Source organism: Pseudoalteromonas sp. BSi20429 (assembly GCF_000238895.1).
GTDB classification, from domain to species: domain Bacteria; phylum Pseudomonadota; class Gammaproteobacteria; order Enterobacterales; family Alteromonadaceae; genus Pseudoalteromonas; species Pseudoalteromonas arctica.
Genome location: NZ_BADV01000031.1, coordinates 1 through 14,672, shown reverse-complemented (window position 1 = coordinate 14,672; position 14,672 = coordinate 1). Strand labels below are relative to the sequence as shown.

Annotated in this window: 13 protein-coding genes; 6 read left to right on the top strand and 7 right to left on the bottom strand. The window is 39.3% G+C overall.

Features of this window, described 5'->3' with window-relative positions:
- Window positions 1-90 precede the first annotated feature (90 nt).
- A complete protein-coding gene (locus tag P20429_RS12910) occupies window positions 91-1,755 on the top strand; it encodes a GGDEF domain-containing phosphodiesterase (protein WP_033026554.1) in 1,665 nt (554 codons plus the stop codon).
- Here the strand turns inward: P20429_RS12910 and P20429_RS12915 are convergent.
- Together P20429_RS12915 and rraA are read right to left on the bottom strand one after the other, a co-directional pair.
- Window positions 1,752-2,801: a formimidoylglutamase gene (locus tag P20429_RS12915; RefSeq protein ID WP_007582042.1), complete on the bottom strand. Its 1,050-nt coding sequence runs from the start codon at window positions 2,799-2,801 to the stop codon at window positions 1,752-1,754. The genes P20429_RS12910 and P20429_RS12915 overlap by 4 nt on opposite strands.
- Before the next feature lies 1 nt (window position 2,802).
- Window positions 2,803-3,294: a ribonuclease E activity regulator RraA gene (gene rraA, locus P20429_RS12920; protein ID WP_007582040.1), complete on the bottom strand. Its 492-nt coding sequence runs from the start codon at window positions 3,292-3,294 to the stop codon at window positions 2,803-2,805.
- 205 nt (window positions 3,295-3,499) lie between these two features.
- On the opposite strand from rraA, the gene P20429_RS12925 reads away from it, so the two are divergent.
- The 3 genes from P20429_RS12925 to P20429_RS12935 all read left to right on the top strand — a co-directional run bounded on the left by P20429_RS12925 (window position 3,500) and on the right by P20429_RS12935 (window position 7,057).
- Complete coding sequence (locus tag P20429_RS12925; protein ID WP_033026551.1) at window positions 3,500-4,039, top strand: phosphatase PAP2 family protein; 540 nt, start codon at window positions 3,500-3,502, stop codon at window positions 4,037-4,039.
- Window positions 4,036-5,067: an MJ1255/VC2487 family glycosyltransferase gene (locus tag P20429_RS12930; protein WP_033026549.1), complete on the top strand. Its 1,032-nt coding sequence runs from the start codon at window positions 4,036-4,038 to the stop codon at window positions 5,065-5,067. The genes P20429_RS12925 and P20429_RS12930 overlap by 4 nt, the downstream gene beginning before the upstream one ends.
- 109 nt (window positions 5,068-5,176) lie before the next feature.
- Complete coding sequence (locus tag P20429_RS12935; protein WP_007582034.1) at window positions 5,177-7,057, top strand: methyl-accepting chemotaxis protein; 1,881 nt, start codon at window positions 5,177-5,179, stop codon at window positions 7,055-7,057.
- A gap of 86 nt (window positions 7,058-7,143) precedes the next feature.
- On the opposite strand, the gene P20429_RS12940 is transcribed toward P20429_RS12935, so the two are convergent.
- From P20429_RS12940 to priA, 5 genes are all read right to left on the bottom strand, one after another.
- Window positions 7,144-7,518, bottom strand: coding sequence for a gamma-butyrobetaine hydroxylase-like domain-containing protein (locus P20429_RS12940; protein WP_007582033.1), 375 nt, complete (start codon window positions 7,516-7,518; stop codon window positions 7,144-7,146).
- Between the two features lie 62 nt (window positions 7,519-7,580).
- Window positions 7,581-8,909, bottom strand: a complete 1,329-nt coding sequence (hslU, locus tag P20429_RS12945) for an HslU--HslV peptidase ATPase subunit (RefSeq protein WP_007582032.1) — start codon at window positions 8,907-8,909, stop codon at window positions 7,581-7,583.
- 11 nt (window positions 8,910-8,920) lie between these two features.
- Window positions 8,921-9,439 (bottom strand): ATP-dependent protease subunit HslV, encoded by a 519-nt coding sequence (gene hslV / locus P20429_RS12950; protein WP_002958366.1) that lies wholly within the window; start codon window positions 9,437-9,439, stop codon window positions 8,921-8,923.
- Between the two features lie 79 nt (window positions 9,440-9,518).
- The gene (locus P20429_RS12955) at window positions 9,519-10,046 is read right to left on the bottom strand and encodes an SPOR domain-containing protein (RefSeq protein ID WP_007582031.1); all 528 of its coding nucleotides are present in this window, start codon (window positions 10,044-10,046) and stop codon (window positions 9,519-9,521) included.
- A 20-nt stretch (window positions 10,047-10,066) separates the two neighbouring features.
- Window positions 10,067-12,253 carry a primosomal protein N' gene (priA, locus tag P20429_RS12960; protein WP_007582030.1) on the bottom strand — a complete coding sequence of 729 codons (2,187 nt, stop codon included), beginning with the start codon at window positions 12,251-12,253 and terminating at the stop codon, window positions 10,067-10,069.
- Window positions 12,254-12,483: 230 nt separating this feature from the next.
- On the opposite strand from priA, the gene rpmE reads away from it, so the two are divergent.
- Both rpmE and P20429_RS12970 read left to right on the top strand, forming a co-directional pair.
- Window positions 12,484-12,699, top strand: coding sequence for a 50S ribosomal protein L31 (gene rpmE / locus P20429_RS12965; RefSeq protein WP_007582029.1), 216 nt, complete (start codon window positions 12,484-12,486; stop codon window positions 12,697-12,699).
- A gap of 688 nt (window positions 12,700-13,387) precedes the next feature.
- A complete protein-coding gene (locus P20429_RS12970; protein WP_007582028.1) occupies window positions 13,388-14,629 on the top strand; it encodes a malic enzyme-like NAD(P)-binding protein in 1,242 nt (413 codons plus the stop codon).
- The last annotated feature ends 43 nt before the right edge of the window (window positions 14,630-14,672 follow it).

Genomic DNA, 14,672 nt, shown 5'->3' with positions numbered 1-14,672 from the left:
GTTTAAACTTTTTTAGCGAATACGGATGCCGTTAATTTGAACATACTAACCGACAGTAACTTCCCAATATTTTTTAGTGGTGCACTATTGATGGCGATGATTGCCACTTTATTTGCCGTTAAAAATGCCAGTATTAAATTTAGCTATTTATGCACAGCAGCTGTTGGTTTGGCTATTTTAAGCAGTGGTGCGGCCTGGCTTGCCATTTTGCTTGCTTTTGGATTTTGTTTTCATTTATGGCAAGCCTTCGAGCGAAATAATTGGAGCATGATTATTACCAGCTCAATGGCTGGCCTTTTATTTGTTGTTCTATTTTCAGCTCATTTATTATTGGAAGTTCCGTTATTTTGGGTTGTGTTAGCAATATTATTATTAGCTATTGTTGGCTTTTTAAATGACGAAAGCGCTGAAATAGAAGTCGTGATAGAGCCAGAACCTACAGGTGATACATTTATAGAAGAGTCTCCGCTTTCGGTTTTTGCAGATAGAAAACAGTTACGCCAAGGTTACTATGCATGGTGCGACAACAAGCAAGTAAGTGCAGCGTTAATCGTTATTCGTCTTGAAGGATTTGAGCAAGTTAACCAGCATATAGGACGTGACTTTGGCGATATACTTTTAGCACAATCGGCTAATCGAATAAAAGAACTGCTTTCAAGTGACGAGATAGTGACTTTAGTTGGGCAAGAAAAGCTAGCTCACTTAGGGGGCCTTAACTTTGCATTTATTTGTAGTTTCGCGAATCAAAAACATTTACATGAGTTGGTTATTGAACAAATACTGGGTGCAACGCTTAAGCCATTTAATGTTGCTAACTGCACTGTAGAGGTAAAAGCGAGGGCGAGTTATGTTGATTGTAATGAGCAAGACAATAACTTTGATAATTTAATATCGTACGCATACCTAGCACTCGATAGCCACCCAAATCGCAAGGTTGTGCCTTATCATCAACAAATGATGATTGAACTGCGAGAGCAACAAGCGCGACTAAAAGAATTAGCAAATATTGATTTTTCGAGCGAATTAGAACTCTATTTTCAACCTATAATTTGTAACGAAAACGGTCAAATTGAGTTTTTAGAATTACTACTGCGTTGGCAGCATCCTAAGCAAGGGATTTTATCTGCTAATCGTTTTATTGACGACATAAGAATAGCTGGGCTTGGTTATCCGCTTGCTAAATTTGTAATGGAGAGAGCCGCTGAGCTTGCAATGGCGCTTAGAGTAGAAGGTATTTCCATACCGCTTAGCATTAACGTATTTGGCCCTGAAATGCTAAATGAAGAGTTTGTTGAATTTGTTGATATTGTTATAAATGAACATCACTTAGAGGCGGGAGACTTAATTGTTGAATGCCCTTTACATATTTTTGCTGGTTTAGATGACAAAGGCCGAGGCATGATCGCAAGGCTTAATAACATAGGCTTAAAAGTATGTGTGGATGGACTTGGTGATAACCCGGTACTACTTTCTAAGTTACCAAGTTTAGCGGTTGAGTATATTAAGGTTTCACCTTCACTTACCGCTGACTTTAGTAATCAAAACAATATACGCAGTTTAGTTGGTGGAATGGTTGATATGCATAGCCAACAAAAAACAAAAGTGATTTTTGAAGGAGTTGAAACACTTGAGCAACTTAAGTTTGTAAAAAGCTTAAAAGGTTATGCTGCCCAAGGTTATTACTTTGGTCACCCGCTAAGTAGTATCGGTTTAATGAGCTGGCTAAAAGAGTGGCGATCGGTTCAACAACGTTAAGAGTTTTCTTTGCCTTGTAGGTAGCTATTTACAAGTGCACTAATCACTTGCCCTACATGGGCAGCACCGGCATCTAACCCGTTAGGGTGCTGGCTAGGCGCTGCTTCACATAAGTGTAAGTACTTAGAGTGCCGGTGGCTTGCAGCTAAATGCACAAAGTGCTCAGTGTCACTCACACTAAATCCGCAGTATGTATATGCACTAACTGGCATATAAGTAATACTATCTAAATCAACTTCAACACCCAGTGGTAAATCATTAAAATTACTTAGTGCATTTTCAATTGCCTGCGTTAGTGTAATTTTTCGCTTAACTTGTATAGATTGATAGCTATCAAACTTAAAGTTAGCTTCACTCATTGCATCTATAATTGCTTGATTATTTTTTAATTCATGTAAGCCAATAACATGGTAATTACTTAGATGTTGCTCGTTATACGCGTAGCGAAAACCATTACCACTATGGCGACCTTCACATTCTCTAAAATCGGCATGAGGGTCAAAATTGATAGCATTAACAGACGTGTTTTTTGACTTACTTAGCGCGCGAATAATACCTAAGCAATTATTGTGACCTCCGCCAATGACGATTGGCTCAAGCCCTGCTTTAAAAATAAGGCTTAATACTGACTCTACGCGTTCATCAAGTTGTTGGCATAAATCTCGTAATTGAGTTAACTGCTGGGCTTGCTGATTATTAAGTTGGTTGCTTTGCGCCATTAAATCATCAGTATTTACTTCACCCAATAAAAGTACTTTTTGAGTGGCAATAAATTGATTATGAGGTTGGTTTAAAAAACGTTTTAAAAAAGCAGACCATGCTTCGTTTGCACCGCCATTTCCTAAATTTGCTTTTGGGCCAATATCTTCGCAAATACCAAGAAGTACGTAGCGAATACCAAATTGAGCTGCGTCAATAAGTGCTTGTTGCAGGTTTACTTGAGTGTCTAGCAAGGCCATTGATTGCCATGCTTTTTTTTCATTTACGCGGCTAGAGCAAAGTGCTCTAACCGCGCTTTCATCATATACTTTTAAATGGGAGGTCACGTTATACTTCTACAACTTCCAATTCTTCTGCAGATAAAACAATGCCAGTACTATCAGCATAAATAAAGTCATCATCAAAAAATGATACACCGGCAAAGTTAACGCCTATAGCATCCTCGCCAGCACCTTCACTGTCAGCTGCAACAGGGATAGAAGCAATTGCTTGAATGCCTAAATCAAGTTCTTCAAGCTCATCAACGTGGCGTACTGCGCCGTAAACAACAATACCATTCCAGTTATTTTCAAGTGCAAGTTCGGCCAATTCAATATCAATAAGTGCACGGCGAGTTGAGCCACCACCGTCAATAAGAAGCACTAAGTCTGTACCGTCTTGAGAAAGTAATTCGCGGATCAGTTCATTATTTTCAAAACATTTAACCGTTTTAATGCGGCCACCAAAGCTGTGTCGACCACCAAAGTTGATGAACATTGGCTCTAGCACGTCAACCACATCAGCAAAGTGGTCACATAAATCAGAAGTGCTGTAATCCATTATTTTATCCTCAAAAGGTACATTAATTTATACCTCAGTATACCCTCCTTATAAGCAATAACAACGACTTAATCGCAGTAAATTTAGACAAAACAAGCGCTAAATCATTAATCGCAATAATAGTGTCTTAAAAGCGTCACTCAATTGTTATTTACAACACATAAGCTAAATCGGTGTTCATATATTATGCAATGAGGGGGGAGTGATGGATAACAATAATATGTTTAAAAGGGCAGCTCTGCTAGATGAGCAATTATTTTTAACTCTGTTTAATTGCAACTCACCGAAGTGGTTTAAAACAATGGCGTTTGGCTTATCTAAGAGCGGTGATGGTGGGCTTTACATACTTGTGTGTTTAGCGGTGTGGTGGCTTAGTAATAATGAGCAGCAACAATTATTACCTGTAACGATATTAGTTGGTTTTGCTATAGAAAGGCCCATTTATTTACTTGCCAAAAATAGATTTGCCCGTATCCGTCCATGCGACTGCTTAGTAACAAATGCTTACATAGTACCAAGTGATAAATTTAGTTTGCCCTCGGGTCACAGCGCTGCAGCGTTCTTAGTTGCGATTATACTAAGTCACTTTTTCCCTGAATATATATGGCTACTACTTAGTTGGGCTGCTGGTGTGGCTATTTCTCGTGTTGTATTAGGCGTACATTTTCCTGCTGATATTATTATAGGTGCGATTATTGGCAGTGTTTGTGGCTTATTCGCATTAGCGCTTGTGGTACCTGTATGAAAATATTGTATGGAGTGCAGGGTACCGGTAATGGTCATATAACGCGGGCTAGGGTTATGGCAAGCTGCTTTAATAAACTTGGTATTGATGTTGATTATGTGTTTTCAGGGCGAGCAAATAAAGATTACTTTGATATGCACGAATTCTCAGATTATAAAGCGTATCGGGGCTTATCGTTTAGTACTGAAAATGGGCAAGTCAAAAATTTAAAAACACTTAAAAACATGCGAGTTTGTAAGCTGGTGAGTGATATAAAATCGCTTGATATAAAACAGTACGATTTTGTACTTAATGACTTTGAGCCAGTTACAGCATGGGCTGCAAAACGGGCCGATATACCCGTTATCGGTATTAGTCACCAAGCCGCATTTTTGTCAGAAAACGTACCTATATTTGGTCGTGGTGTACTTAGAAAATCGCTCATCAAGCATTATGCACCAGCATCTACCTACTTAGGCGTACACTGGAAGCCATTTGCAAATAATATAATCCCGCCTTTTATTGCTCATCATAATCATGAGAATCCTGTCGCGGTACTAAATAAGGTATTGGTATATTTACCGTTTGAAAACTTAGATAGCATTGTTGATTACTTAAAAGACTTTCCCGAAAAAGAATTTTATTGTTATCACCCAAATGCCTGCAATCAGTCTTTTGGGCATATACATTTGCGACCACCCTCACGTTCTGGTTTTTTAAATGACTTAGCAAACACGAGTGGCGTTATTGGCAATGCGGGGTTTGAGCTTGCCAGTGAAGCGCTTAAGTTAGGTAAGAAGTTACTATTAAAGCCTTTAGATGGTCAGTTTGAGCAAACCGCAAATGCACAAACTTTGTTTGCCATGGGCATGGCGCATGTTATGAACTATTTAAACCCGCAAGCCCTTGATGACTGGAATAGCGCCCCGCAAAATAAGCAAATAAATTACCCTAGCGATCCCGCGCCTTTAATTGATTGGTTGGTTAAACAACAGTGGAATAACACACAATCGTTACATAAAGGTTTGTGGGATAGTGTCGCTTTATAGCCATCATAATTAAGTAGCTTAGAATAACCAATAATAAAAAGTTAAATTAATGAGTCGCTTCTGAGCTATCAGCTATAATACAAATGCATATTTAAAAAAGGCGTTAGCGATGAATTTTTTACAAAACTTAACAATCAAACGACGTTTACAGTTAAACGCAGTCGTTGTTGGTTTAGCAATGGTGGTCCTTTTATGCGTAATAATTTATGAAGCGAGAACAACGTTAAGCTTAAATAAAACAATTCAGCTTGCTGAAGAGCTTAATATCCATGAATTAGAACTGCGTAAACATGAAAAAAACTTTCTTTTTTATAAACAAGAAGAAGCATTAGACTTATTTGAACAAGATTATAACCAGCTTAAAAGTAAAATTGCTAAGTTGAATGTAATTATGCAAGAGCAGGGCATCGAAACCCAAAAAATAAGTAATCTCGATAATTTGGTAAGTGCTTATAACAATGACTTTATGAGTGTTGTTGTGCTACAAAAACGCATAGGATTACACCCAAAAGATGGGCTGTATGGCGAACTAAGAAGTGCAGTACACGAGGTCGAAAGCTTGCTCAAAGAGCAAGATAATTACAAACTCTTATCTTCTATATTACAATTAAGACGGGCTGAAAAAGATTTTATGCTACGTTTTGATCTTAAGTATTTAACTCGATTTGATGAAGGGGTTGATACTTTAAAACAGCAAATCGCTCAGGCTCAATTTGATACAGGGTACACAGCTCAATTAAATGGCTTTTTAAATTCCTACCAAACGCAATTTCAAGCATTGGTCCAGGCACAGGTTGAATTGGGCTTAGATTTAAATTCAGGTGCACTTGGAAAAATGCGTAAAAGTGTTGAACAAAGTGATGCAATCGTTGCGCAGATACTATTAAGCACTAAGCAACAGGTAGATAAAAGCGTTGAACAGGCACAATTTTTAGCCATTCTTATTTTTGTGATTGCTGGCATTATTGTTTTAATGTTGGTTTATTTCACGAGCCGCTCGATTATTGTGCCTATAGAGCGGGTTTATCACACCATTAACGATATTCGTCGTAATAATGATTTAAGCGTGATGATAGAGCAAACAGGTAAAGACGAAATTACCACCATGACGGTCGACTTTAATAGTTTAATAGGCGATTTTAAAAACTTAATTAACGAAGTTAATGGTGCTTTAAATACGCTTAACATAGCAACAGAGCATTTATCAGAAAGTACCGCAGCAACAAGCTCCGGTATGCAAGAGCAATTACATGAAGCCGACATGGTTGCAACTGCAGCCACCGAAATGCAGGCGACGATTCAGGATATTTCACATAATACTGAAGCGGCTGCTAAAAAAGCAGAGTCAACAAACTTAAGTGCTCAACAAGGGCGCAGTGAAGTTGACTCTACCGTTAAGCACATTAGAGCCCTATCTGATTCGTTAGGGAATGCATCAAATGTAGTATCGCAACTTGAAAAAGATGGCGAAACAATTGGTTCAGTGCTTGATGTAATTCGGGGGATTGCAGATCAAACAAATTTACTCGCACTTAATGCGGCAATAGAAGCGGCACGTGCTGGTGAGTATGGTCGTGGTTTTGCTGTTGTTGCAGATGAGGTTCGTTCATTAGCGAAGCGTACTCAAGAGTCCACGAGTGAGATTGAAGGTATTATAAGTACCTTACAGCAGCGTACTCAAGAAGTGGTGAGTATTATGCACAAATGTCGTTCTCAAGGCGATGAAAGTGCCTCGCAAGCAATTAAAGCAGGTGAGTTATTAGGCGCAATTACTGAAGATGTACAAACAATAATGGAAATGAGCTCTCAAATAGCGGTTGCTATTGACGAGCAAAGCCAAGTGGCATCAGAGGTTAATAAAAATGTAGTAAGAATTCGCGATATTGCGCAAGATGCAACTGAACATGCTGCTAAAAACGCCCAAACTAGCGAAGAAGTATCTGAGCAAGCTAGAGTGTTATTTAGCGCTATTGATAAGTTTAAAGTGTAACTAACCTGAACTCTGGATAGTAAATATCTTAACCAGGGTTTAGGTTAACTAATCTAAAAATACCCACCTAAAGTTACCAATAAGGTTTAAGGAATAAACTTTATTGGTACACTGTTTTTGTTTTGTTCGTGCTCGGCTACGCGTGCCGAATATTCATCGCTCAACGTTTGTTGCTGCGCTTGTAGTTTTTCAAAGTAACTCCAACTGAACAGTCCGCTATTGTGACCATCATCGAAATCTAAACGCAGTGCATAATGCCCGACAGGTACTATGTTTTTTATACCTACAGATTGTTTATTAAGTACTAGCTTCATTGGACCAGAGCCATGGCCTTGCACTTCAGCAGAGGGAGAGTGAACGCGTAAAAATTCACAGCTAAAGACTGCTTGGCTATTGTCGTCAAAATAAACATCTAAATTTTTACTCACGCTGTGGTAATGCACTTTTGTAACGTGTTTCATTTTATATATCCCATTAAAAAGCCCCCAATCTGGAGGCTTTTAGTATAACGTTTATATTCGTTTTATAGAATGAAGCGGCTTAAGTCTTCATCTTCAACAAGTGCGCCTAGATGTTTTTCAACGTAAGCGGCGTCAATCACAAGTGATGAACCTGCTTTTTCAGAAGCATCGTATGAAATTTCTTCCATCAATCTTTCCATCACAGTATGCAAGCGACGAGCACCGATGTTTTCGGTTTTTTCGTTAACTTGCCACGCAGCCTTAGCAATACGCTCAATAGCATCATCACTAAACTCAATCGTTACTTGCTCAGTTTTAAGGAGCTCTCGTTGTTGCTCAGTAAGCGATGCATGTGGCTCTGTCAGGATACGTTTAAAGTCATCTGCAGTTAGTGGCTCAAGTTCTACTCGAATCGGTAAGCGACCTTGTAGCTCAGGTATCATGTCTGATGGTTTAGACATTTGGAACGCACCTGAGGCAATAAACAACATATGGTCAGTTTTAACCATACCGTGTTTAGTGTTTACTGTTGAGCCTTCAATTAACGGTAGTAAGTCGCGCTGAACACCTTCTCGGCTCACATCAGGGCCTGAAGAATCACCACGTTTACAAATTTTGTCTATTTCATCAATAAACACAATACCGTTTTGCTCTACTGCAAAAATAGCTTGTTCTTTTAGCTCTTCAGGGTTTACTAATTTAGCGGCTTCTTCTTCCGTTAATAGTTTGAAGGCTTCTTTGATTTTTAACTTACGTTTAGTGCGTTTATCGCCGCCCATGTTTTGAAACATGCTTTGTAACTGGTTGGTCATATCTTCCATACCAGGAGGCGCCATAATTTCTACGTTTGATTGAGCTTGCGCTAATTCAATCTCGATTTCTTTATCATCTAATTGACCTTCACGTAATTTTTTACGAAATGTTTGGCGAGTAGATGAAGTATCGTCGCGTTGGCTTTCGCCATATTGATCTTTAACCGGTGGTAAAAGTGCATCTAAAATTCGCTCTTCTGCTGCTTCTTCGGCGCGATGTTTAAACTTTTTAGTTTGCTGTTCGCGAGTCATTTTAATTGAAACATCAACGAGGTCACGTATGATCGTATCTACTTCTTTACCAACATAACCAACTTCAGTAAATTTAGTCGCTTCTACTTTAATGAATGGTGCGTTAGCAAGTTTTGCTAAACGGCGGGCAATTTCTGTTTTACCTACACCTGTTGGACCAATCATTAATATATTTTTTGGTGTTACTTCACTGCGTAAATCTTCATTTAATTGCATACGGCGCCAGCGATTACGAAGCGCAATAGCGACCGCTTTTTTAGCTTTAGCCTGACCTATAATGTGCTGATCTAGCTCGTGAACAATTTCTCTTGGGGTCATATCAGACATAATAGTTCCTATTATAATTCTTCGATTGTTTGGAAGTTATTAGTAAATACGCAGATGTTGCCTGCAATAGTTAAGCTTTTCTCTACTATTTCACGAGCGCTTAAATCTGTATTTTCTAAAAGGGCGGTTGCAGCTGATTGCGCAAAGTTACCACCACTACCAATTGCAATTAAATCGTTTTCTGGCTGAACTACATCGCCATTACCGGTAATAATTAAAGAGGCTGTTTCGTCTGCTACGGCGAGCAGCGCTTCGAGTTTTCGAAGGGCACGGTCGCTTCGCCAATCTTTAGCCATTTCTACTGCGGCTTTAGTTAGGTTACCTTGGTGCATTTCTAATTTGCTTTCAAAACGTTCGAAAAGAGTGAAGGCATCAGCAGTACCGCCGGCAAAACCAGCGATTACTTTGCCATTATAAAGACGTCGAACTTTGCGGGCGTTGCCCTTCATTACGGTGTTACCAAGTGAAACTTGGCCATCGCCGCCAATTACAACTTTGTCGCCGCGGCGAACACTTACGATAGTAGTCATGTTATTCCTCATCATCGAGCTGCAGAGGCAACTCGTAAAAAACGATTATGATGAGGTTATATGGGTGAATGGTTTATTTTCAAGTCCAGCCCCAAATTCCGCAGCCGACTATTTTTACACGTTTAAGTTTGTTTTTATCGCTTTCGGCTTGGCGTTTGGTTTTATAAGGGCCTAAACGTACTTTATACCAAGTACCATTGCTGCCTTCAGCTTGTTTTATCTCAGAAATGAGTCCTGCAAATGCGATTTTAGCTTTTAACGATTCAGCTTGTGCATGAGTCCTGAACGAACCGCATTGCATAACATAAGGACCTTTTTGCTCAAGTTCTTTTACTTCAACTTGAATCTCGTGGTTTCTAATTTCTTTAATAAATTCCGGTGTACGTGGAATAACAACTTCTACTTTTGCGGGTGCAGTTGGGTTAGCTTGTTTTTCGACAAGTTTTGGGTCGGCATTACTTTTTATAAACCATAGTGTGTAGGCAAAACCACCTACAAGTAAGATGGCTATAACGGCTAAAAGAATAGGAAATGGTTTTTTAGCGGGTGCGTTTTTTTTACTGTTTCTGCCTGCAGGCTTTTTATTAATATAATCGTGCTGTGCCATGGTGTTATTTTGGCCTTAACCTAAATCATGTCTATAGGGTCTACGTCTAAGCTCCAGCGTACTTTTTGTGCAAGTTTACTGGTACTTAAATAATCAACCATTTGCGCAAGGTACTGATGTAATATGCGACGATCTTGCGCTTGAATATGCAATTGAAAACGATACATGCCTGCGACTCTTTCAAGTGGGGCAGGGATCGGACCGAGCAATTGTATACCAGATACCCCATTCACAGGAACCAAATCCGTCAAAAAATCGACGACTAGTTTAATACTATGTCCTTGTGCACGCACAATGGCCATATTTGTAATGGGCGGTAAGTCAGCATCATCGCGCTCACTAAGAGCAAAGCGGGCAAAGTCTTGGTAACCATTATTAACTAAGTCTTGTAAAAGAGGGTGTTCTGGAAAGTGTGTTTGTAATAACACTTGACCAGGCTCTCCTGAACGTCCAGCACGCCCCGCTACTTGGGTGACTAATTGCGCTAAATGCTCTGTCGCTCTAAAGTCGCATGAGTATAAGCCGCTATCTACATCTAAAATTATAACAAGGCTCACATCTGCAAAGTGATGTCCTTTGGCAAGCATTTGTGTGCCCACTAAAATGCGTGCGCCGCCTAGGTTTATTTCATCAAGTGCTTTTTCAAGGCTACCTTTACGGCGAGTTGAATCGCGGTCTATACGAGTAACGGGTGTATCAGGAAACTCGGTCGATAAAAACTCTTCAATTTGCTCTGTGCCTTTACCGTTAGGAAATATTTGCGTACTTCCACAGTCAGGGCATTGGTGAGGGACAGGGTACTGGTCGCCACAGTGATGACAGATCATTTGCCCAATCGCTTTATGAAATGTAGCGCTGGTACTGCATCGTTTACACTCGCTCAACCACCCGCACTCATGGCAAATAAGGGTTGGTGAGAAACCTCGACGATTTAAAAATACCATAACCTGTTTACCGCGATTTAAGTGCTGACGCATAGTAGCAAGGCTTGCATGTGCAATACCTGCTTGGTCGGGCTGACCTTTCATATCGAGTAACTTAAACTGGTTGTCAGTCGCTGTTTGCGCACGCTCGGTTAAACTTAACAGCTGGTATTTGTTATTAATTGCTTTGTGAAGTGTTTCAAGCGCGGGTGTGGCGCTGCCTAATATAAGCGGAATTTTATGCTGAAAAGCTCTGTAAGCAGCTAAGTCGCGGGCATGATAGCGAAGCGTATCTTGTTGTTTAAATGATGAATCGTGTTCTTCATCAACAACAATCATTCCGAGTTTTAAAAATGGTAGAAAAATACTCGAACGCGTGCCAATAACTATCGCACAACTGCCTTTTTCGCAAAAACGCCATGTTTGTAAACGTTCGTTGTCGGTAAGTGCTGAGTGCCAAAGCATAATGGGTGTATCAGGAAAGCGGCGGCGAAAACGGTTTACGGTTTGTGGTGTTAGGCCGATTTCGGGCACGAGTACGAGGGCTTGCTCGCCACGTTTGAGTACTTCTTCTAGGCACTGTAAATACACTTCGGTTTTACCGCTGCCCGTTACGCCTTCTAATAAGAAGCTGCTAAAGCCAGTACTTTGATTTATAGCTGTGCAAGCAACCGCTTGTTCTTTATTAAGTACTGGTTTACTACCGACGGTTGGAGCAACACTTTGCCATTGGTTATCGTGCTCAATAGTTTGTGTTATGAGTTCTTTATCTATTAAGCTATCTATTGTTTTTTTACTAAAGCCCAGTGCTTTTAACTCAGTTAATGATGACTTACCTGATTGCGATAACTGCTTTAATAGGTTGAGCTGTGTTTTAGCTTTTAATGACGGTACTTTTGCACCTTTTTCTGTCAGGGCAACCATATTAATACTGGTTTTATCAGGCGATTCACCTTGACGAAGTGCACCAGGTAGCGCTATATGAATAGTTTCGCCTAATGGATAGCAATAATAGCGGGCAGTAAAGCTAAGGAGTTCTAAATGCTGGGCACTTAAAATAGGGGCGTCGTCTATTACCTCTATAATATTTTTAATTTTATTTAAAGGGACGTCGGTACTACTTTTAATACCCAGAACAACCGCTACTTTTTTTTGATTACCAAAAGGTACCAAAACTCGCATGCCAGGTAGTAAGGGAATTGATAAGCCACTGAGCTGTTCTTCTATTTTATAATCAAAGGTGCGTGGAAGCGGAACTTTAATAGCAACTTCAACAAAACTCATAACAACTCAACCCGTAAAATTAATGCTGTAATGTACTAAAAATAACGCTAAAAACCTACTAGCAATAGTACTTGAGAAAGAGATTGTTCACTTTTTTGGCAAAAATATAAATAAATACTTGTGTGGGGGGAGGTTGTTGGATAAAATCCGCCACCAACAAATTTGTTTTAACGACGTATGGTGCCAAACTCCGGGTTTGGAGAGCGATGCGGCCTTAACTAGAGGTTCCTATGAAAGAAGGTATTCACCCTAAGTACGAAGTAATTTCTGCAACATGTTCATGTGGAAATAAATTCGAAACTAGCTCAACTCTTTGTAAAGACATTCACTTAGACGTATGTTCTGCGTGTCACCCGTTTTACACTGGTAAGCAAAAAGTTTTAGACACTGGCGGACGTGTTGATCGCTTCAACAAGCGCTTCGGTGCACTTGCCAGCAAGAAGTAATTATTGCTGTTTAGTTAAAAAAAGCACCTTAGGGTGCTTTTTTTGTGCCTAAAATTTGTTATTTATTATCTTAAACTAACCTACATAAATCTTTGAGCAATTTAACGAATTAAATTGCACTATAACATCGTTAAAAATTTTTTATTTAGAACAACTAGATACAAAAATTTTTGCCTAGTTCTAGCGTAATTTTCTTAACGTTAAATAGACCCCATATATAAGCAGATTGGTATTATTTCGTTGATTTTAACTATCCCCTCCTTTTGCATAACTATTTCCTATTCTTATTCTGAGTATGCATAATCCTTTACAGACAAATCGATAGATATTCTCTATATTTTAAATAGTACAATTTTTAACTAGGTTGATAAAAGCATCTAACGTGGGCTTATCTGTTTTTAAAGTAGGGTAGTAGGCTGTTATTCTAAGTTTATGCTGATACTTTAAGTATACATTTTATAAGATTTTGATAGGCATAAAAGCACCTTAAAACTTACTTTTCAGGTGAATTTTTATTTATTAAATGTTGATATAATCCTGCAAAGTTACTGAAAAACCTCTTAAAATTATAGGATATAGCATATAACAGGATAGACCTGATATTGCTTGGAATTTAAAAATAATAAGGGTATCGTACCCCAAGACTCCATCTCTCACTTTAACTTAAATTGCAGGATACCATCGCGTTATGTCTGACTTTCGTGAACAAGCACTACATTACCACTCACATCCCGTACCAGGTAAAATTAGCATTGAGCTTACAAAACCAGCTGAAACGGCTCATGATCTTGCACTTGCGTATAGCCCAGGTGTTGCCGAACCTGTACGTGAAATAGCTGCAGATCCTGCAAATGCTTATAAATATACTGGTAAAGGTAACATGGTTGCGGTTATTACTAATGGTACTGCAATTCTAGGCCTTGGTAATTTAGGTCCTTTAGCGTCTAAGCCTGTAATGGAAGGTAAAGCGTTATTGTTTAAACGTTTTGCAGGGCTTGATTCTATCGATATTGAAGTTAAGCACAAAACAACAGAAGACTTTATTAATACGGTTGCCAACATTGCCGACACATTCGGTGGTATTAACCTTGAAGATATTAAAGCACCAGAGTGTTTTGAAATAGAAAAAGCATTAATAGAGCGTTGTAGTATTCCTGTTTTTCATGACGATCAACACGGTACTGCCATTGTAACGGCTGCTGGTATGTTAAATGCGCTAGAAGTACAAGGTAAGTCAATTGAAGATGCAATTATTGTATGTTTAGGTGCAGGCGCTGCCGCTGTTGCGTGTATGGAGCTGTTAATTAAGTGTGGTGCACTGCGTGAACACATTTATATGCTTGACCGCAAAGGTGTTATTCATACCCGCCGCGATGACTTAAATGAATACAAACAGCTTTTTGCTAATAATACCGATAAGCGTACATTGCAAGATGTAATTGCAGATGCAGATGTATTTGTAGGCGTTTCTGGCCCTAACTTATTAGCGGCTGAAGATTTAAAGCTAATGGCTGCAAAACCAGTTGTGTTTGCATGTTCAAATCCAGATCCTGAGATTGATCCTGCTCTTGCGCACGGCGCACGCAACGATTTAATCATGGCAACAGGGCGCTCTGATTACCCTAACCAAGTTAATAATGTTTTATGTTTCCCGTTTATTTTCCGTGGTGCGCTTGATGTACGTGCAAGCGCTATTAACGATGAAATGAAAATTGCTGCAGTAGATGCTATTCGAAGTATTGCCAAAGAGCCAGTACCTGCAGAAGTTTTAAAAGCCGCTGGTGTAGATAAACTAGAATTTGGTGCGCAGTATATTATTCCAAAACCAATGGATCCACGTTTACTGCCGCGTATAGCAAGAGCTGTTGCACTTGCTGCTATTGAGTCAGGTGTTGCACAAATTGAGCTACCTGAAAACTATATGCAGTAAATCTATACAGTAGAGCTATGCAATAAAATTTAGATATAAAAAA

Coding starts and splice junctions, on each gene's coding strand:
- P20429_RS12910 (WP_033026554.1), top strand. CDS start 91: ATGGCGATGATTGCCACTTTATTTGCCGTTAAAAATGCCAGTATTAAA.
- rraA (WP_007582040.1), bottom strand. CDS start 3,294: ATGGATTACAGCACTTCTGATTTATGTGACCACTTTGCTGATGTGGTT.
- P20429_RS12925 (WP_033026551.1), top strand. CDS start 3,500: ATGGATAACAATAATATGTTTAAAAGGGCAGCTCTGCTAGATGAGCAA.
- P20429_RS12930 (WP_033026549.1), top strand. CDS start 4,036: ATGAAAATATTGTATGGAGTGCAGGGTACCGGTAATGGTCATATAACG.
- P20429_RS12935 (WP_007582034.1), top strand. CDS start 5,177: ATGAATTTTTTACAAAACTTAACAATCAAACGACGTTTACAGTTAAAC.
- P20429_RS12940 (WP_007582033.1), bottom strand. CDS start 7,518: ATGAAACACGTTACAAAAGTGCATTACCACAGCGTGAGTAAAAATTTA.
- hslU (WP_007582032.1), bottom strand. CDS start 8,909: ATGTCTGATATGACCCCAAGAGAAATTGTTCACGAGCTAGATCAGCAC.
- hslV (WP_002958366.1), bottom strand. CDS start 9,439: ATGACTACTATCGTAAGTGTTCGCCGCGGCGACAAAGTTGTAATTGGC.
- P20429_RS12955 (WP_007582031.1), bottom strand. CDS start 10,046: ATGGCACAGCACGATTATATTAATAAAAAGCCTGCAGGCAGAAACAGT.
- priA (WP_007582030.1), bottom strand. CDS start 12,253: ATGAGTTTTGTTGAAGTTGCTATTAAAGTTCCGCTTCCACGCACCTTT.
- rpmE (WP_007582029.1), top strand. CDS start 12,484: ATGAAAGAAGGTATTCACCCTAAGTACGAAGTAATTTCTGCAACATGT.
- P20429_RS12970 (WP_007582028.1), top strand. CDS start 13,388: ATGTCTGACTTTCGTGAACAAGCACTACATTACCACTCACATCCCGTA.